This is a genomic window from Allobosea massiliensis (genome assembly GCF_042655245.1).
In the GTDB taxonomy this organism is placed as follows: domain Bacteria; phylum Pseudomonadota; class Alphaproteobacteria; order Rhizobiales; family Beijerinckiaceae; genus Allobosea; species Allobosea massiliensis.
Genome location: NZ_JBHSLU010000004.1, coordinates 85,237 through 101,355 on the forward strand (window position 1 = coordinate 85,237; position 16,119 = coordinate 101,355).

Annotated in this window: 17 protein-coding genes; 4 read left to right on the top strand and 13 right to left on the bottom strand. The window is 68.4% G+C overall.

Translation table 11 applies throughout. The annotated features are described in order from the left end of the window. Positions 1–31: 31 nt before the first annotated feature. From ACFPN9_RS01450 to ACFPN9_RS01490, 9 genes are all read right to left on the bottom strand, one after another. The gene (locus ACFPN9_RS01450; protein WP_066724605.1) at positions 32–1,333 is read right to left on the bottom strand and encodes a sensor domain-containing diguanylate cyclase; all 1,302 of its coding nucleotides are present in this window, start codon (positions 1,331–1,333) and stop codon (positions 32–34) included. A gap of 64 nt (positions 1,334–1,397) precedes the next feature. Further along, positions 1,398–2,042: a class II aldolase/adducin family protein gene (locus ACFPN9_RS01455; RefSeq protein WP_066724602.1), complete on the bottom strand. Its 645-nt coding sequence runs from the start codon at positions 2,040–2,042 to the stop codon at positions 1,398–1,400. Between the two features lie 13 nt (positions 2,043–2,055). Continuing rightward, positions 2,056–3,165 (bottom strand): S-methyl-5-thioribose-1-phosphate isomerase, encoded by a 1,110-nt coding sequence (gene mtnA, locus ACFPN9_RS01460; protein WP_066724600.1) that lies wholly within the window; start codon positions 3,163–3,165, stop codon positions 2,056–2,058. 7 nt (positions 3,166–3,172) lie between these two features. Further along, complete coding sequence (locus tag ACFPN9_RS01465) at positions 3,173–3,700, bottom strand: adenine phosphoribosyltransferase (RefSeq protein WP_066724597.1); 528 nt, start codon at positions 3,698–3,700, stop codon at positions 3,173–3,175. A gap of 5 nt (positions 3,701–3,705) precedes the next feature. Next, complete coding sequence (locus ACFPN9_RS01470; RefSeq protein WP_066724594.1) at positions 3,706–4,584, bottom strand: S-methyl-5'-thioadenosine phosphorylase; 879 nt, start codon at positions 4,582–4,584, stop codon at positions 3,706–3,708. A gap of 112 nt (positions 4,585–4,696) precedes the next feature. Beyond that, positions 4,697–5,566 (bottom strand): cytochrome c1, encoded by an 870-nt coding sequence (locus ACFPN9_RS01475; protein ID WP_066724592.1) that lies wholly within the window; start codon positions 5,564–5,566, stop codon positions 4,697–4,699. Between the two features lie 8 nt (positions 5,567–5,574). After that, the gene (locus ACFPN9_RS01480; RefSeq protein ID WP_066724589.1) at positions 5,575–6,858 is read right to left on the bottom strand and encodes a cytochrome b; all 1,284 of its coding nucleotides are present in this window, start codon (positions 6,856–6,858) and stop codon (positions 5,575–5,577) included. Between the two features lie 53 nt (positions 6,859–6,911). Next, on the bottom strand, positions 6,912–7,463 hold the full coding sequence (gene petA, locus ACFPN9_RS01485; protein WP_280939911.1) for a ubiquinol-cytochrome c reductase iron-sulfur subunit: 552 nt from the start codon (positions 7,461–7,463) through the stop codon (positions 6,912–6,914). Between the two features lie 193 nt (positions 7,464–7,656). Further along, entirely contained in the window at positions 7,657–9,522 is a 1,866-nt protein-coding gene (locus tag ACFPN9_RS01490) for an ABC transporter ATP-binding protein (protein ID WP_066724586.1), read from the bottom strand. Positions 9,523–9,701: 179 nt separating this feature from the next. On the opposite strand from ACFPN9_RS01490, the gene ACFPN9_RS01495 reads away from it, so the two are divergent. Next, a complete protein-coding gene (locus ACFPN9_RS01495; protein WP_066724584.1) occupies positions 9,702–10,247 on the top strand; it encodes a tRNA (cytidine(34)-2'-O)-methyltransferase in 546 nt (181 codons plus the stop codon). Positions 10,248–10,257: 10 nt separating this feature from the next. Continuing rightward, positions 10,258–11,193 (top strand): oxygen-dependent coproporphyrinogen oxidase, encoded by a 936-nt coding sequence (gene hemF, locus ACFPN9_RS01500; RefSeq protein WP_066724582.1) that lies wholly within the window; start codon positions 10,258–10,260, stop codon positions 11,191–11,193. A 12-nt stretch (positions 11,194–11,205) separates the two neighbouring features. On the opposite strand, the gene ACFPN9_RS01505 is transcribed toward hemF, so the two are convergent. From ACFPN9_RS01505 to ACFPN9_RS01520, 4 genes are read right to left on the bottom strand one after another with little or no spacing between them, the layout of a single operon-like run. Further along, positions 11,206–12,453 (bottom strand): CCA tRNA nucleotidyltransferase, encoded by a 1,248-nt coding sequence (locus ACFPN9_RS01505; protein ID WP_066724580.1) that lies wholly within the window; start codon positions 12,451–12,453, stop codon positions 11,206–11,208. Then, positions 12,450–12,707, bottom strand: a complete 258-nt coding sequence (locus tag ACFPN9_RS01510) for a DUF6111 family protein (protein WP_066724578.1) — start codon at positions 12,705–12,707, stop codon at positions 12,450–12,452. The genes ACFPN9_RS01505 and ACFPN9_RS01510 overlap by 4 nt, the downstream gene beginning before the upstream one ends. 22 nt (positions 12,708–12,729) lie before the next feature. Beyond that, positions 12,730–13,374 carry a CoA pyrophosphatase gene (locus ACFPN9_RS01515; RefSeq protein WP_066724575.1) on the bottom strand — a complete coding sequence of 215 codons (645 nt, stop codon included), beginning with the start codon at positions 13,372–13,374 and terminating at the stop codon, positions 12,730–12,732. Continuing rightward, positions 13,374–13,958 carry a DUF1285 domain-containing protein gene (locus ACFPN9_RS01520; protein ID WP_245282417.1) on the bottom strand — a complete coding sequence of 195 codons (585 nt, stop codon included), beginning with the start codon at positions 13,956–13,958 and terminating at the stop codon, positions 13,374–13,376. The genes ACFPN9_RS01515 and ACFPN9_RS01520 overlap by 1 nt, the downstream gene beginning before the upstream one ends. 205 nt (positions 13,959–14,163) lie before the next feature. Here ACFPN9_RS01520 and ACFPN9_RS01525 point away from each other — a divergent pair, with 205 nt between their 5' ends. Next, complete coding sequence (locus ACFPN9_RS01525; protein WP_066724833.1) at positions 14,164–15,189, top strand: AAA family ATPase; 1,026 nt, start codon at positions 14,164–14,166, stop codon at positions 15,187–15,189. Positions 15,190–15,201: 12 nt separating this feature from the next. Then, complete coding sequence (locus tag ACFPN9_RS01530) at positions 15,202–16,116, top strand: DUF58 domain-containing protein (protein WP_066724569.1); 915 nt, start codon at positions 15,202–15,204, stop codon at positions 16,114–16,116. The last annotated feature ends 3 nt before the right edge of the window (positions 16,117–16,119 follow it).

Here is a 16,119-nt window from a genome sequence, read left to right on the forward strand (position 1 = left end):
TTCGGCGGCGCCAAGGCCGCCGGCTGTCCAGTCAAGCCGTGCGGCGTGTGCCTGCCAAGGGTCGCGACTCGATCCGGTCGCGACCGTTGCGCTTGGCCGCGTAAAGCTGCTCGTCGGCGCAGCCATAGAGCATGTCCTCGTCGACCGGCCCCTTGGCGGTGCAGAGCCCGATCGAGATCGTCGCACGGTCCAGGGCGGGGTGGAGGCTTCGCCAGGGCGCGTGAGCCAGCGCCGCACGAATTGCGAGTCCCGTCCGGTGAGCCTCCGCCAACGAAGCTCCGCCGAGAACCACGCCGAATTCCTCGCCGCCGATGCGGGAAACCAGCCGCCGGGGGCCGCTCGCCTGCTTGGCCACGATCGACCCGATCATCTTGAGACAGGCGTCGCCGACGAGATGGCCGAAGCGGTCGTTGATCGCCTTGAAGTGATCGACATCGATCGCCAGCAGCGACAGCGGTCTGGCGATCCGCGCCTCCGCAGCGAGGAACGCCATGAAGGCGCGCCGGTTGGCGAGGCCTGTCAGCGCGTCGGTGCCTGCGAGCTTCGCCAGCTCGTCGTTGGCCCGCTGCAGAGCCGCCTTCGCCTCGACGAGCTCGATGTGCTGGCGCTTGGCGGCGGTGATATCGGCGTGAGTGAAAAAGCCGATGCCGCCGGTGCCATGACGGGCGATCACCCTCAGCCAGCGCTGGCCGGGCAGCTCGATCTCGAAGGGCGCGCCGTCATAGCGCAGGCCATTGCGAATGGCGGCTCGCCAGGCCCCCGCCGGTGAATCGCCACGCCAGCACCAGGCGATGATGTCGTCGAGCGTGCATCCGACCACGGGCCGGTCCGCGGGCAGGCCATAGAGCTGCCTGAAGGCATCGTTGGCGGCGACGATGCGGTCTGCCGCATCGAGAATGGTCGCCCCGTCGGGAATGAAGGGAAGCGCCTCGAACACGGGCAGCACGAGCTCGGGAACGGCCTCGGTGCGATGCTCGGCATCCAGCCGTTGCCACAACCTGACCCGCCCGCCCTCGGGAGCGCGAAGGGACGAGGCGCGCAGCCGGCGGCCATTGTGAATGAACTCGAAGGGCTGCGTCTGATTCTCGTGGCGCGCGACGCCCTCCGCGATGTAGCGCTCGACGTCGGGCATCTCCTCCGGCGAGAGGCGGCAGCGATAGAACCGAACGAGATTGTCCGCATAGGGCTCGCCGACATAGATCTCGCCGTCATCCTCCGGGAAGAATTGCAGGAACGTGTTGTTCCAGCCGACGGCCTCCAGCCGCGCGTCGTACTCGCAGGCAGCAATGCCGAGCATATCCAGGGAGGCATGCAGATACGGCGATAGGATCATGCCCTTTCATGCGGCACGGGCCTTAACAAGCCGTAAGATGCCCGAGTGCGGGTGACCCTCGCCTTCAGCCGACCTTGCCGTAGCCCGCGAACTTCGCGCTGACCCGCGCCATCTCGGCCTCGTCGAGAATGACTGGATCGAGCCCTGCGGCGAGGATGTCGAGATACTGGCCCGCGAGATTCTCGACCTCCGCCACGATCTGGTGCGCTCCCGCGAGCGAGGCGCCGAGCGCGATGACGCCGTGATTGGCGAGCAGCACCGCCTTGCGCCCCTCCAGAGCCCGCACCGCGTTCTCCGCCAGCTCCGGCGTGCCGAAGGTCGCATAGTCGGCGCAGCGGATGTCGGCACCGCCGCAGAGCGCGATCATGTAGTGGAAGGCGGGAATGCCCCGGCGCGTGCAGGACAGCGCCGTGGCCCGCGGCGAATGCGTGTGCACGATCGCCTGCGCCTCGGGCCGGGCGCGGTAGATCGCGGCATGGAAGGGCCATTCCGAGGACGGCTTGCGCGCGCCCGAGAGCACGGCGCCGTCGAGCGAGAGTTCGATCAGATCCGCTGGCGTCGTCTGCGCATAGGGCAGGCCCGACGGCGTGATCAGGAAGCCAGCCTCCGTCCGCGCCGAGACATTGCCCGATTTCGACGGGCAGAAGCCCGCAACATCGATCGCCTGTGCGACGGCGACGATGCCGGCGCCGAGTTCGTCTCTCGTCATGATCCTGTCCTGCTCACGCTTGCGGCCGGCCCGCCCGCTCGGGAAAAAGCCCGGCCAGCCCTGCCGCGCTCGCCTCGCAGACGCCGCGCTCGGTGATCAGCCCGGTCACGAGCCGGGCGGGGGTGACGTCGAAGGCCGGGTTGGCGGCGTTGCTGCCCGGCGCGACCACGCGGATCGAGCGCACCTCGCCATCCTCCGCCAGCCCGGAGAGATGCGTCACCTCCCGCGCCGACCGCTCCTCGATCGGGATCTCGCGCAGCCCGTCCGACAGGCTCCAGTCGATCGTTGGCGAGGGCAGCGCGACATAGAAGGGCACGCCGTTGTCATGCGCGGCCAGCGCCTTGAGATAGGTGCCGATCTTGTTGGCGACGTCGCCGGTCGCGGTCGTCCGGTCGGTGCCGACGATGACCATGTCCACCTCGCCATGCTGCATCAGATGGCCGCCGGCATTGTCGGCGATCACCGTATGCGGCACGCCATGCGCGCCGAGTTCATAAGCCGTCAGCGCCGCGCCCTGGTTGCGGGGCCGCGTCTCGTCGACCCAGACATGGACGGGAATTCCGGCATCATGGGCGAGATAGATCGGCGCCAGCGCGGTGCCCCAGTCGACGGTAGCAAGCCAGCCGGCATTGCAATGGGTCAGGATGTTGACGGTGGCCCCTTCGGCCTTTTCCGCCGCGATCGAGCGGATCACGCCCAGCCCATGCTCGCCGATCGACCGGCACAGGGCCACGTCCTCGTCGCAGATCAGCGCCGCCTCGGAATAGGCCATCTCGGCACGCCGGCCCGGGTCGAGCGGCTTCAGGACGCGGCCCATTCGGCCGAGCGCCCAGCGCAGATTGACCGCCGTCGGCCGCGTTGCGCCGAGCAGGGTCAGAGCCTCGTCCAGCGCGGTGTCGGACGGATCGGCCCGCATCGCCAGCGCCACACCATACGCCGCTGTCGCACCGATCAGTGGGGCGCCGCGCACGATCATCGACCGGATCGCTTCCGCCGCAGCCTCGGCAGAGGACAGGGTCACCGTCTCGAAGCGGAAGGGCAAACGCGTCTGGTCGATGACGCAGACGCGCCAGCCATCCGGCGCGAGCCAGATCGTGCGGTAATGCTGGCCGTTGATTCTCATGCGGGCGTCAATGCCCACCAAAAGCGACGAGCGTGCGAACCGGCACGCCGAGCCGGCGGACGCGATCGGCGCCGCCGAGATCGGGCAGGTCGACGATGAAGCAGGCGGCGACCACTTCCGCCCCCAGACGCGAGAGCAGGTTCACCGCAGCCTCCGCGGTGCCCCCGGTCGCGATCAGATCGTCGACCAGCAGGACGCGCTCGCCGGGCGAGACGGCATCCTTATGGACCTCGATCTCGTCGGTGCCGTATTCGAGCTCATAGGTGACGCTGACCGTCTCATGCGGCAGCTTGCCCTTCTTCCGCACGGGCACGAAACCGGCCGAGAGCTGATGGGCGACGGCCCCGCCCAGGATGAAGCCGCGCGCCTCGATGCCGGCGATCTTGGCGATCTTCAGCCCGGCGAAAGGCTGCACCAGCTCGTCGACCGCGCGGCGAAAGGCGCGCGCATCCCCCAGCAGCGTGGTGATGTCGCGAAAGACGATACCGGGCTTGGGATAATCCGGGATGGCGCGGATACTGTCGGCGAGTTTCATGATCGTCAGGCCGCTTTCAGGACACGCCCCGCCACGGCGTCGAGCTTGGCGAGCAGAGCGGGGTCGCGCATCGTGGGCGCAGTGATAAGGGCATTGTCGAGCGCGTTGTGCGAGCCGGCGGGACAGGGCACCCGCTCCGCGGGGAAGTCCGCCGCCAGCCGCGCCACCAGGCGCTTCGCCTTGTCGGCGTTGTCATGCAGCACCTTGACCACGGCGGCGACATCGACCGGCCCGTGCTCCTCGTGCCAGCAGTCATAGTCGGTCACCATCGCGACCGTGGCGTAGGTGATCTCGGCTTCGCGGGCGAGCTTGGCCTCCGGCATCGCCGTCATGCCGATCAGGTCGTAGCCCAGCGTCTTGTAGGTCATCGATTCCGCATAGGTCGAGAATTGCGGCCCTTCCATCGTCACCAGCGTGCCGCCGCGCACGAAGGGCAGCCCCGCGGCCGTCGCGGCCTCCGCGATCAGCCCCTGCAGCGCCGGCCCCACGGGATGCGCGACGGAGACATGGGCGACGCAGCCGCGCCCGAAAAAGGAGGAAGCCCTGCCGCTGGTGCGATCGACGAACTGGTCGACCAGCACGAACAGCCCCGGATAGAGCTCGGCCTTGTAAGAGCCGCAGGCCGACAGCGAGACGAGATCGGTCACCCCGGCCCGTTTCATCACGTCGATATTGGCGCGGTAGTTGATCTCCGACGGCGGGATCGCATGGCCGCGGCCATGGCGGGGCAAGAACACGATCCGGGTTCGCCCCATCCGGCCGATGCGGAGCACGTCGGACGGCTCGCCCCAGGGGCTCTCGATCCGCTCCTCGCGCAGATCGCTCAACCCCGGCAGGTCGTAGATGCCCGACCCGCCGATGATTCCCAGAACCGCTTCGCTCATCTCGATATCCCTGCTGCCGAGCGGGACTGTGCCGCGCGGCCGCCGCCGCTTCAAGCGGCGGCACCAACGAAAAAGGCCCCGTCGCCGGGGCCTTCTGCGGAAGCGGATTGGATCAGTGGGCGGGCGTGCCGTCGGGCATGCGCGACCAGATCTTCTTCTTCGTGTAGTAGAGCAGCCCGCCGAAGATCAGCAGGAACAGCATGACCTGCAGGCCGAGACGCTTGCGCGCCTCGAGATGCGGCTCCGCGGCCCACATCAGGAACGCCGTGACGTCCTTGGCGTACTGCTTGGCCGTCTCCGGGACCTGCGGCTGACCGTCCGGCCCCTTCGGGAACTCGACCTGGCCATCGTTCAGCACGTTCGGCATCGCGATCAGGTGACCGGGCATATAGGTGTTGTAGTACTGGCCCGGCTGCAGGGTGACACCCTCCGGCGGCGGATCCTTGTAGCCCGTCAGCAGCGCCGCGATGTAGTCCGGCCCCTGCTCCTGATACTGGGTGAAGATGTCGAAGACGAAGCGCGGGAAACCACGCTCATAGGTCCGCGCCTTGGCCAGAACCGACATGTCGGGCGGGTAGGCGCCGCCATTGGCCGAGCGCGCCGCCTGCTCGTTCGGGAAGGGCGACGGGAAGGCGTCGGCCGGGCGGCCGGGCCGCTCGAACATCTCGCCGGCCTCGTTGGGGCCGTCCTTGATCTGGTAGGTGGCGGCCAGGGCCGTGACCTGGCCGGGCGTGAACTCCGGCCCGCCCGGCTGCGACAGGTTGCGGAACTTCAGCAGCGAGGCGCTGTGGCAGTTCGCGCAGACCTCCTTGTAGATCTTGTAGCCGCGCTGCAGCTGCGCGCGGTCGAACTTGCCGAAGGGCCCGGAGAACGACCAGCTCAGCGCCGGCGGCTCGACACGCTCGCCAGCGGCCTGGGCGGTGAGCGGCAGCGCTGCGAGCAGGAGACCGACAGCGGCCGAACGAACCAACATCTTGCTCATGATTCGTCTCAGCCCTTGGCGTTGGGTTCGGCGGCGACGGCGCTGCCCATGCGAGCACCCGATCCGCCCTGGAGCGAGCCGAGCACGGAATCGGCGATCGAATTCGGCAGCGCCTTCGGCCGTTCGAACAGGCCGACGACGAACAGCGCCACGAAGTAGCCGAAATAAAGCACCGTGAAGATCTGCGAGGCGATGACATAGCCGCCTTCCGCCGGCATGGCGCCGAGCCAGCCAAGGCCGATGCAGACCACGACGAAGGCCCAGAAGAGCTGGCGGGCGATCGGGCGATAGCTCATCGACTTGACCTTGGAGCTGTCGATCCAGGGCAGGAAGGCCAGAACGACGATGGCCGCACCCATGGCGATGACACCGCCGAGCTTGTCGGGAACGGCGCGCAGGATCGCGTAGAAGGGCAGGAAATACCACTCCGGGACGATATGCGCAGGCGTCACGGCCGGGTTGGCCGGGATGTAGTTATCGGCATGGCCGAGGAAGTTCGGGGTGTAGAACACGAAATAGGAGAACACGAAGATGAAGCACACCATCGCGAACAGGTCCTTGACCGTCGCATAGGGCGTGAACGGCACGGTGTCCTTGGCGACGTTCTTCACCTCGACGCCGGTCGGGTTGTTCTGGCCGACATGGTGCAGCGCCCAGACGTGGAGGATGACCACGCCGAAGATCATGAACGGCAGCAGGTAGTGCAGCGAGAAGAAGCGGTTCAGCGTCGGATTGTCGACCGAGTAGCCACCCCACAGGAAGGTCACGATCGTCTCGCCGATGACCGGCAGCGCCGAGAACAGGTTGGTGATGACGGTGGCGCCCCAGAAGGACATCTGGCCCCAGGGCAGCACGTAGCCCATAAAGGCGGTGGCCATCATCAGCAGCAGGATGACGACGCCCAGGATCCAGAGCACCTCGCGCGGGGCCTTGTAGGAGCCGTAATAGAGACCGCGGAAGATGTGGATGTAGACCGCCAGGAAGAACATCGAGGCGCCGTTGGAATGCAGATAGCGCAGCAGCCAGCCGTAGTTCACGTCGCGCATGATGTGCTCAACGGAGTTGAACGCCATCGTCGCATGGGGCGTGTAGTGCATCACCAGGATCACGCCGGTGACGATCTGGGCCACCAGCATGAACACCAGGATGCCGCCGAAGGTCCAGAAATAGTTCAGGTTGCGCGGCACCGGATAGGATACCGCCGAATCATGCGCGAGGCGGATGATCGGCAGGCGCGCATCGAGCCAGCGCTCGAAACCTGTCTTCGGGACGTAGGAGCTATGACCACTCATGCGGATTGCCTCGGGGCTGTCTCGTACAGGCGGGATCGGGGCGAGCGGAACGCTCAGCCGATCCGGATCTTGGTGTCGGCGCTGAACGCGTAGGGCGGGATCGGCAGGTTGAGCGGCGCCGGGCCCTTGCGGATGCGGCCCGACGAATCGTAGTGCGAGCCGTGGCAGGGGCAGAACCAGCCGTCGAAATCGCCCTTCGGATCGCCGGGCGCGTTGCCCAGCGGCACGCAACCGAGATGGGTGCAGTTGCCGTAGACGACGAGGAACTGCTCGTGGCCCTGCTTGACGCGGGCCTGGTCGGGCTGCGGATCGGGCAGCGTGGCGACATTGACCGCGCGGGCCTCGTCGATTTCCTTCTTGGTGCGGTGACGCACGAAGATGAGCTTGCCGCGCCAGAACAGCTTGATCGCCTGGCCTTCCGCGATCGGGGCGAGATCGAGATCGATCGGCGCACCGGCGGCGACCGTCTGCGCGTCCGGCGCGAGCTGGCTGACCAGCGGAACGACGACGGCGCCGAGGCCGACGGCACCGGCCGCGCCGGTGGCCAGCATCAGGAAATCGCGGCGGGTGGTTTCGGTCGGTTTCGTATCGGTCGCGTTCGCCACGATCCAATCCTCTAAAACGTCAGTCGAGTTTTGGAAGAACTCGAAATTGCAACCCGGCGCCGTGTTTAGGCGCGCGTCGTCACGGCCGCAATGCGGCGGCGCGTCACTGCGCGCTCTTTGGCATGCAGATTGGACGAAGTCTACTGTTGGAGGCCATGCGCCGGTGCATGGCCCGCGCCCGTCGGCAAGGGGTTCAGGCCGGCAGCGTTTCGTTGTCCGCCGCAGCGAGGAAACCACCCGACTGGCGCGACCACAGCCGCGCATAGAGGCCCGCCCGCCCGACCAGCTCCGCATGGGTTCCGACATCGACGATCCGGCCCTTGTCGAGCACGATCAGCCGGTCGAGCGCGGCGATCGTCGACAGCCGATGGGCGATGGCGATAACGGTCTTGCCCTGCATCAGCGCGGTGAGCTGCTCCTGGATCGCCGCCTCCACCTCCGAGTCCAGCGCCGAGGTCGCCTCGTCGAGGATCAGGATCGGCGCGTCCTTGAGCAGGACGCGGGCGATCGCGATGCGCTGGCGCTGACCGCCCGAAAGCTTCACGCCGCGCTCGCCGACGCGCGAATCGAAGCCGCGGCGCCCGTCCTGATCGCTGAGGCTCTGGACAAACTCATGAGCCGAGGCCTGGCGCGCCGCCTGCGCGATCTCGTCCGGCGTCGAGCCGATCCGCCCATAGGCGATGTTGTCGCCGATCGAGCGATGAAGCAACGAATTGTCCTGCGTCACCATCCCGATCTGGGCCCGCAGCGAGTCCTGCGTGACATGGGCGATGTCCTGCCCGTCGATCAGGATGCGCCCGCCCTCGAGCGGGTAGAGCCGCAGCAGCAGGTTCACCAGCGTCGACTTGCCGGCGCCCGATGGCCCGACCAGGCCGATCTTCTCGCCCGGTCGGATCTCCAGATCGAGCCCCTCGAACAGCCCGCCGCTCTTGCCGTAGTTGAAACGGACGCCCTCGAAGCTGACCGCGCCGCGCTCGACCACGAGAGCGGTCGCGTCGGGCGCATCCGTCAGGTCGTGCGGCTTGGCGATCGTCTCCATGCTCTCCTGCACCGCGCCGATGTTCTCGAACACCCCGCGCACGAGATGGATCAGCCAGCTCGACATCTGGACGAGGCGCAGAACGAGGCCGATCGAAGCCGCGACCGCGCCCGGCGTCATGGCGCCCTGGCTCCAGAGCCAGAGGCTGAGCCAGGCCGTCACCACCACCAGCAGGCTGTTCATCGTCTGCAGGACGACGCTGACGCCGGTGATCAGCCGGGACAGGTTGAGGAACGCCGTGTTCCAGCGCGCCAGCGACTCGCGCACGGCCGAGCGCTCGGCATCGGCCCGGGCGAACAGCTTCACCGTCAGGATGTTGGTATAGGCATCGACGATCCGCCCCGTCGTCGAGGAGCGGCCGAGCGAGTTGGCCTCGGAGCGACTCTTGGCGCGCGGCACGAAATAGATCAGCAGCGCTACATAGGCCCCGAGCCAGACCAGCACCGGCAGCGCCAGCCACAGCGAGGTCGCCCCGAAGAAGCCGATCGCGACGGAAGCGAAGATCAGCGCGTACCAGAGATCGTCGATGACCTCGATCGTCGCGCCGCGGATCGACTGCCCCGCCTGGATAACGCGGGAGGAGAGGCGCCCGGCGAAATCGTTTTGGAAATAGCCCAGCGCATGGCCGAGCGTGTAGACATGGTTGCGCCAGCGGATCTGGTTGGTGACCTGCGGCACCACGACCTGATCGACGATGGCGTGGTTGGCGAAATAGATGAGCGGCCGCACCACGACCACGAGAAACGCCGCCCCCGCCAGCAGCCAGCCATGGTCGCGGAAGATCGTCTCGGGCGTCTGGGTCGCCAGCAGGTCGACGAACCAGCCGACCATCAGATACATCGCCGCCTCGATGCCGCTGAAGCCGAGGCCCGTCAGCATGACGAGGAACAGCCAGCCCTTCGCATCCTTGATGTGATGCCACATGAAGGGCCAGACACCGCGAGGCGGTGTCTCGCGTTCGTCGAAGGGGGCGAAGACGTCGATCCGGCTCTCGAGCCAGCGGAACAGCGGGGTGAACATGTCCGCCCTCCTCTGGACCGGCATGGCGACAAAATCGGGGCGGGATCAGCGGCGCGGCCGGCCCGGGCAGGCAGCCGATATGGCGTGCGCCTCAGCGAATTGCCAGCCTCGCTCGCGCATGCTTGCCGCCTGCGCCGTCCTTGACGCATCCCGTGCCGTCACCCCATGACAGCAGCAGGATGACGGCGACCGAAGAAACAGCTTCTGCGACGGGTCGGGCGCCGCTGCGCCTCGCCCTCTACCACCCCGACATTCCCCAGAACACCGGCACGATAATCCGCATGGCCGCCTGTCTCGGCGTCGCCGTCGACATCGTCGAGCCTGCGGCTTTCGACGTCTCCGACCGGCATTTCCGCCGCTCGGGGATGGATTATCTTGAGCGCGCCACCGTGACCCGCCACGCCTCCTTCGCTGCCTTCGAGCGCTGGCGCCGCGGCTCTGGACACCGCTTGATCCTGGCGGAGACCGACGGGCAAACCCGCCATCTCGACTTCGCCTTCGCCCCCGGCGACATCGTCATGCTCGGCCGGGAATCGGCCGGCGTGGCGCCGGAAGTCTATGCCGCCGCCGATGCGGTGGTGCATGTGCCCATGCTGGCGGGGCTGCGCTCGCTCAACGTCGCGATTGCAGGCGCGCTGGTTCTGGGCGAAGCCTTGCGGCAGATCGGCGGCTTCCCGGCACCGCTCCGGGCCGACGACCACGAACGACAAGACCAGACAGGGTGAGGAGACGGGGATGACCGACCACAAGGCCGCCACCGCGGCGCCGAGCGACCCCGCCGCGCTGGAGAAGGCCGAGGCGATGAAGCCGCGCGCCAAGGCCTGGTTCGAAACGCTGCGGGACCGCATCTGCGCCGCCTTCGAGGCGATCGAGGCCGAGGCGACCGGCCCCTTCCCACCCGAGGCGAACGCGCCCGGCCGCTTCGTTCGCACGCCCTGGCAGCGCAACAACCATGACGGCGCGCCGGGAGGCGGCGGCGTCATGTCGATGATGAGCGGACGCGTCTTCGAGAAGGTCGGCGTCCATGTCTCGACCGTCTACGGCACCTTCCAGCCCGAATTCGCCGGGCAGATCCCGGGGGCGGCGGAGGACCCGCGCTTCCATGCCACCGGCATCTCGCTGATCGCCCATCCCTGGAACCCGCACGCGCCGACCGTGCACATGAACACGCGTTTCGTCGTCACCACCAAGCCCTGGTTCGGCGGCGGCGCAGACCTCACCCCGGTGCTGAATGCGCGTCGCAACCAGGACGATCCCGACGCCATCGCCTTCCATGCCGCGATGCGCGGGCCCTGCGAGCGCCATGCGCCGATCGCCGACTACCCGCGCTTCAAGGCCTGGTGCGACGAGTACTTCCACCTGAAGCATCGTAACGAGCCGCGCGGCATCGGCGGCATCTTCTACGATTATCTCTGGTCGGGCGATCCCGACGGCGACCTCTCCTTCACGCAGGCCGTGGGCGAGGCTTTCCTCGCCGCCTATCCGCCGATCCTGCGCGCCAACATCGGCAAGTCCTGGAGCGCGGCCGAGCGCGAGGAGCAGCAGATCCGCCGCGGCCGCTATGTCGAGTTCAACCTGCTCTACGACCGCGGCACGATCTTCGGCCTGCGCACCGGAGGCAATGTCGACTCGATCCTGTCCTCGATGCCGCCGACGGTGCGCTGGCCCTGAGCGAGGGCTGCTTCAATCCGCCCCTCGTCCGGAGGCTGAGGATCGGAGGGCCTCTTCCAGAAACCGCGATTGCGCGGCTTCGTCGGACGGGGCCCCGCCATCGATCCAGGTGGATCGCGCCGCCGCCAGCACCTGCCCGATCCGAGGCCCGGCCGGGACGCCGAGCGCGATCACGTCCCGCCCCGTCGGCAGAAAGGGTGGCGTGCGGGCCAGGTCGGCGATCATCGCTTGAGCCCGCCCGGCAGCCTCCGCGCCCCGCCCCGCCAGCAGCACGAGCCCGGCAGCAACCGCGTCCTGGCCGATCCGGTGGGCGAGATGGCGCAGCTGCGCCAGTGTCCCGGCCGTAGCCCGGCCCGACAGCCCCTCCAGCGCCAGCGCGATCCGCTCGATCCGGTCGAACTCCTCGTTCGACAGACGCAACGCCTCGCGCAGATGCAGCGCATCCTCCCGCACGCCGACGGCGAGCGCCGCCAGCCGGAAGGCGGCGAAAACGCCTTCGCCCCCGCCCTCGGCCACGGCCTCGAACCGCGTCAGATGCGGCACGCGGCCGATCATCGGCATCAGGAGCCCGGCCTCGGCCATGGCCCGCAGGGCTGGAGCCGCGCCCGGCGCCACCAGAAGCTTCATCAGCTCGGCGCGCACACGCTCGCGCGACAGCCCCGCCAGCCCATCCCGCCCCGCGATGCAGGCCCGGACGCCTTCGGCATCGGGCGCACCCCTCCCGTAGCGGGCGTGAAAGCGAAAGAACCGCAGGATACGAAGATAGTCCTCGCGAATGCGCGTCGCCGCGTCTCCGATGAAGCGGATGCGCCGCGCGGCGAGATCGGCGAGCCCACCGCAGGGATCGTGGACGACCCCGGCCCGGTCGAGCGAGAGCGCATTGACCGTGAAGTCGCGCCGCCGCGCATCCGCCTCGAAATCGCGCCCGAAGCGGACCGTCGCGTGCCGGCCGTCGGTCTCGACATCCTCGCGCAGCGTCGTGACCTCGAAGGGTGCCCCTTCGACGATCAGCGTGATCGTGCCGTGCTCGAGCCCCGTCGGCACGACCTTGAAGCCGGCCTCGCGGCCGCGCCGCATCGTCTCCTCCGGCAGGGCCGTCGTGGCCAGATCGACATCGCCGACGGCCTCGCCCAGCAGCAGGTCACGCACGGCGCCGCCGATGATGCGCGCCTCTTCCCCATTCCGGTCGAGAACGGCCAACAGCCGGGAGAGCGCGGGCCGTGCCAGGAAAGCGGCGATCCGCGCCTCCGGCAGGGTCATTTGAAGCGGCCCGGCACCAATTGCCCGTTCTCCATATGCGGCGGCTCATAAGCGCCGGTCGCGCGCGGCGCCGTCCAGCCGCCATAGGCGACGAGCGCGATCGCCAGCGCGAGCCCGACGATCGACAGCCAGAAGAGATGTCGGCTCCAATGCTCGACATCGAACGGGTTTCGCCGCTTGACGATGAGGTAGCCGGCGAAGACGCAGAAGGGCAGGACGAAGAGAAGCACCTCTTCGATGATCGAGCGCAGCATGGCCTTGATCGTCCAGTCCTGTTCAGCCCGAAAGCCGCTCGTAGAGATTGCGGATCATTCCGGCGGTGGCGCCCCAGATATAGCGATCCCCGAACGGCATCGCATAGTAGGTGCGGTAGAGCCCCTGCCACTCGCGGCCCTCGCGCCGGTGATTGGCCGGGTCGAGCAGGAAGGACAAGGGCGTCTCGAAGGCCTCGTCCACCTCATGGGCGTTCAGCGTGAGCGAGAAGGGCGGCTCGACCAGCGCGACCACCGGCACGATCCGGTAGCCGGTCCCGGTCAGATAGGCATCGAGGAAGCCCAGCGTCCGCACCCGCTCGCGCGGCAGGCCGATCTCCTCCTCCGCCTCGCGCAGCGCCGTCACCACCGGCGAACCGTCCACGGCATCCACCCGCCCACCTGGAAAGGCGACCTGCGCCGAATGGCTGCGCAGGGTCGCCGCGCGCTGCGTCAAAAGCACGGTCGGCCCCTCCGGCCGGGGCACGACGCCGATCAGCACGGCGGCCGGAATGGCGACCTTTTCATCCGGCGGCCGGATCGGGTGCGGCTGGTCGTCGTGATCGCCGCGCGGCCGCGCGATCAGATCGCCCAGTTGCGGCGGCTCGGGCCGCAGCCGGCGCTGCGCCAGCTCGGCGAACTGATCGGCCGTCAGATCCAGAGCCTGCATCACAAACCGTCGATCTCGCTCGCCGGACAAGCCGGATGGAACAGCCCGCCCGCTGCCACGCCGAACTGGGCCAGGCCGTCGATCTCGTGCACTTCGCCCAGCGCCAGCAGATCATAGGTCAGCGCCCGCGTCAGCCGCGCCCAGAGCCCGCGCCGGACATGGACATAGGGTTTGAGCCCGTCGCCCTTCGCCTCGCGCTCGAAGCGAATCGGATGCTCCGGCCCGACCTGCACGAGATCGTCGACCTGGGTGCGGAAACCGATGCTGCGACTGTCTCCCTCCCCCTCGACCGCCATCTCGACCGCCTGGAAGGGCGCATCCTCGACCGTGATCCCGAGCTTTTCGACCGGAGTCACGAGAACGTAATCGTCGCCGTCCTTCCGCAGAACCGAGGAAAACAGCTTGACGAGCGCCGGCCGGCCGATCGGCGTGCCGCGATAGAACCAGGTCCCGTCCGCAGCGATCTTCATGTCGATATGGCCGCAGAAATCGGGATTCCACCGCTCCACGGGCGGAATTCCGCGCGTGTTTCCGGCCTGGAGCGCGGCCATCAACCGCTCCATCGCGCCGCCCGTGTCGCTCATCGGGCGCTCTTGCCGTGCCGCCTGCGGCATAGTGGTTGCATCGTCATCCCTGCCTTGAACTCCACATAATCGTGAAGCCGAGTTCTGTGCACCGCGTCATTCCGCCCTTGAGCCGGCATGACGCCCCGTCCACACTCAACGGCTCCGGCCGTTGCAAGGTTGCGGGACAGCGGATGGTGCGGAGCCGAGGGTGAAGGAGATCGACATGGTGGCGCAAGCCCAGGCCCTGGAAGCCAATCCCCCCATCAGCCTGGATACCGGCATTGTCGAGGCGGCGGAAGCCGCGCTGGGCGCCATCGGGGCCGCCCGCACCGAGATCGGCCGGGTCATCTTCGGCCAGCAGAAGGTCGTCGATCTTTCGCTGATCACGCTTCTGGCCGGTGGCCACGGCCTGCTGGTCGGCGTGCCTGGCCTCGCCAAGACCAAGCTCGTCGAGGCGATGGGCAACGTGCTCGGCATGAGCGCACGCCGCGTCCAGTTCACGCCCGACCTGATGCCATCCGACATCCTCGGCTCCGAGGTTCTCGACGAGAGCGCCGACGGCAAGCGCCACTTCCGCTTCATCAAGGGCCCGGTCTTCGCCCAGCTCCTGATGGCCGACGAGATCAACCGCGCCTCGCCCCGCACCCAGTCGGCGCTGCTGCAGGCGATGCAGGAGCATCACGTCACCGTCGGCGGCGAGCGCTACGATCTCCCCGCCCCCTTCCATGTGCTGGCGACGCAGAACCCGATCGAGCAGGAGGGCACCTATCCCCTGCCCGAGGCGCAGCTCGACCGTTTCCTGCTCGAGATCGACGTCGCCTATCCCGATCGCGAGGCCGAGCGCCGCATCCTGCTCGAGACCACCGGCGCCTCCGAGCATAAGCCGGCGCAGGCGATGACGGCGGAGACGCTGATGTCGACGCAGCGGCTGGTGCGCCGGCTGCCCGTCGGCGACGCGGTCGTCGATGCGATTCTCGATCTCGTCCGCTCCGCCCGCCCCGGTGAGGGCAGCGACAATGCGATCACCGAGAAGCTCGCCTGGGGTCCCGGGCCCCGCGCCAGCCAATCGCTGACGCTGGCCTGCCGTGCCCGCGCGCTCGTCGAAGGCCGGCTCGCGCCCTCCGTCGACGACGTCGCCGCCCTGGCCATCCCCGTGCTCAAGCACCGCGTCGCGCTGACCTTCGCCGCCCGCGCCGATGGCGAGACGGTCGAGGGCATCATCGGCAAGCTCGTCGAGCGATTGGGATAAGGGCGGAGAGGGATGCTGCGCACGCGCGTTCTCGGATCGGCCGAACGACAGCCTGCGAGGCCGGTCGTCACCGCCTCGCTCGATCTGGCGGCGCGCCTGCCCCGGCTGATCCTCGAGGCGCGGCGCGTCTCCGCCAGCCTGCACGGCATCCATGGACGCCGCCGGGCGGGTCCAGGCGAGACCTTCTGGCAGTACCGCCCGCTCGTCACCGGCGAATCCTCCTCGCGCATCGACTGGCGCCGCTCGGCCCGTGATGGCCACCTCTTCGTCCGCGAACGCGAATGGGAGGCTTCGCACGCGATCTGGCTCTGGATCGATCGTTCCGCCTCGATGGGTTTCGCCTCCTCTCTGGCGCTGGCTTCGAAGGTCGATCGCGCGCTGATCGCGGGATTTGCGCTGGCCGAGACGCTGGTCGATGGCGGCGAGCGCGTCGGCCATCTCGGGCTAACCCGGGCGCTGGCCTCGCGCCGCATCGTCGAGACGCTGGCCCAAGCAATCCTGGCCGACGCGAAGGGCGCCGATCTCGATCTGCCCCCGGACGCGCCGCTGCCGCGTCTGGCCGATGCGATCATCATCACGGACGGGCTCTCGCCCGCCGATTCGCTCGCCCGCCGCATCGCCACCCTCGCCTCTTCCGGCGCCCGCGGCCATGTCCTGCTGATCGCCGACCCGATCGAGGAAACCTTCCCCTTCACCGGGCAGGCCGAACTCTTCGATCTCGAGGACGGGCTCTCGCTGCGCGTCGGCGATGCCGGCTCCTGGGGCGCCGAGTACCGCCAGCGGCTGGAGGCCCATCGCGATGCGATCCGCGAGGCCTGCCGCAAGGCGGGCTGGACGCTGACGCTCCACCGCACCGACCGGCCGGCGAGCGAGGGCGTGCTGCGGGTCGCGAGCCTCGTCGCGGCCTCACGCGGAAGCGGGAGATAGCCG

What these genes read in the sequence shown, in the direction of transcription:
- ACFPN9_RS01450 (WP_066724605.1), bottom strand. Translation starts at nt 1,333, where the DNA reads ATGATCCTATCGCCGTATCTGCATGCCTCCCTGGATATGCTCGGCATT.
- ACFPN9_RS01455 (WP_066724602.1), bottom strand. Translation starts at nt 2,042, where the DNA reads ATGACGAGAGACGAACTCGGCGCCGGCATCGTCGCCGTCGCACAGGCG.
- mtnA (WP_066724600.1), bottom strand. Translation starts at nt 3,165, where the DNA reads ATGAGAATCAACGGCCAGCATTACCGCACGATCTGGCTCGCGCCGGAT.
- ACFPN9_RS01465 (WP_066724597.1), bottom strand. Translation starts at nt 3,700, where the DNA reads ATGAAACTCGCCGACAGTATCCGCGCCATCCCGGATTATCCCAAGCCC.
- ACFPN9_RS01470 (WP_066724594.1), bottom strand. Translation starts at nt 4,584, where the DNA reads ATGAGCGAAGCGGTTCTGGGAATCATCGGCGGGTCGGGCATCTACGAC.
- ACFPN9_RS01475 (WP_066724592.1), bottom strand. Translation starts at nt 5,566, where the DNA reads ATGAGCAAGATGTTGGTTCGTTCGGCCGCTGTCGGTCTCCTGCTCGCA.
- ACFPN9_RS01480 (WP_066724589.1), bottom strand. Translation starts at nt 6,858, where the DNA reads ATGAGTGGTCATAGCTCCTACGTCCCGAAGACAGGTTTCGAGCGCTGG.
- ACFPN9_RS01490 (WP_066724586.1), bottom strand. Translation starts at nt 9,522, where the DNA reads ATGTTCACCCCGCTGTTCCGCTGGCTCGAGAGCCGGATCGACGTCTTC.
- ACFPN9_RS01495 (WP_066724584.1), top strand. Translation starts at nt 9,702, where the DNA reads ATGACGGCGACCGAAGAAACAGCTTCTGCGACGGGTCGGGCGCCGCTG.
- hemF (WP_066724582.1), top strand. Translation starts at nt 10,258, where the DNA reads ATGACCGACCACAAGGCCGCCACCGCGGCGCCGAGCGACCCCGCCGCG.
- ACFPN9_RS01505 (WP_066724580.1), bottom strand. Translation starts at nt 12,453, where the DNA reads ATGACCCTGCCGGAGGCGCGGATCGCCGCTTTCCTGGCACGGCCCGCG.
- ACFPN9_RS01510 (WP_066724578.1), bottom strand. Translation starts at nt 12,707, where the DNA reads ATGCTGCGCTCGATCATCGAAGAGGTGCTTCTCTTCGTCCTGCCCTTC.
- ACFPN9_RS01515 (WP_066724575.1), bottom strand. Translation starts at nt 13,374, where the DNA reads ATGCAGGCTCTGGATCTGACGGCCGATCAGTTCGCCGAGCTGGCGCAG.
- ACFPN9_RS01520 (WP_245282417.1), bottom strand. Translation starts at nt 13,958, where the DNA reads ATGAGCGACACGGGCGGCGCGATGGAGCGGTTGATGGCCGCGCTCCAG.
- ACFPN9_RS01525 (WP_066724833.1), top strand. Translation starts at nt 14,164, where the DNA reads ATGGTGGCGCAAGCCCAGGCCCTGGAAGCCAATCCCCCCATCAGCCTG.
- ACFPN9_RS01530 (WP_066724569.1), top strand. Translation starts at nt 15,202, where the DNA reads ATGCTGCGCACGCGCGTTCTCGGATCGGCCGAACGACAGCCTGCGAGG.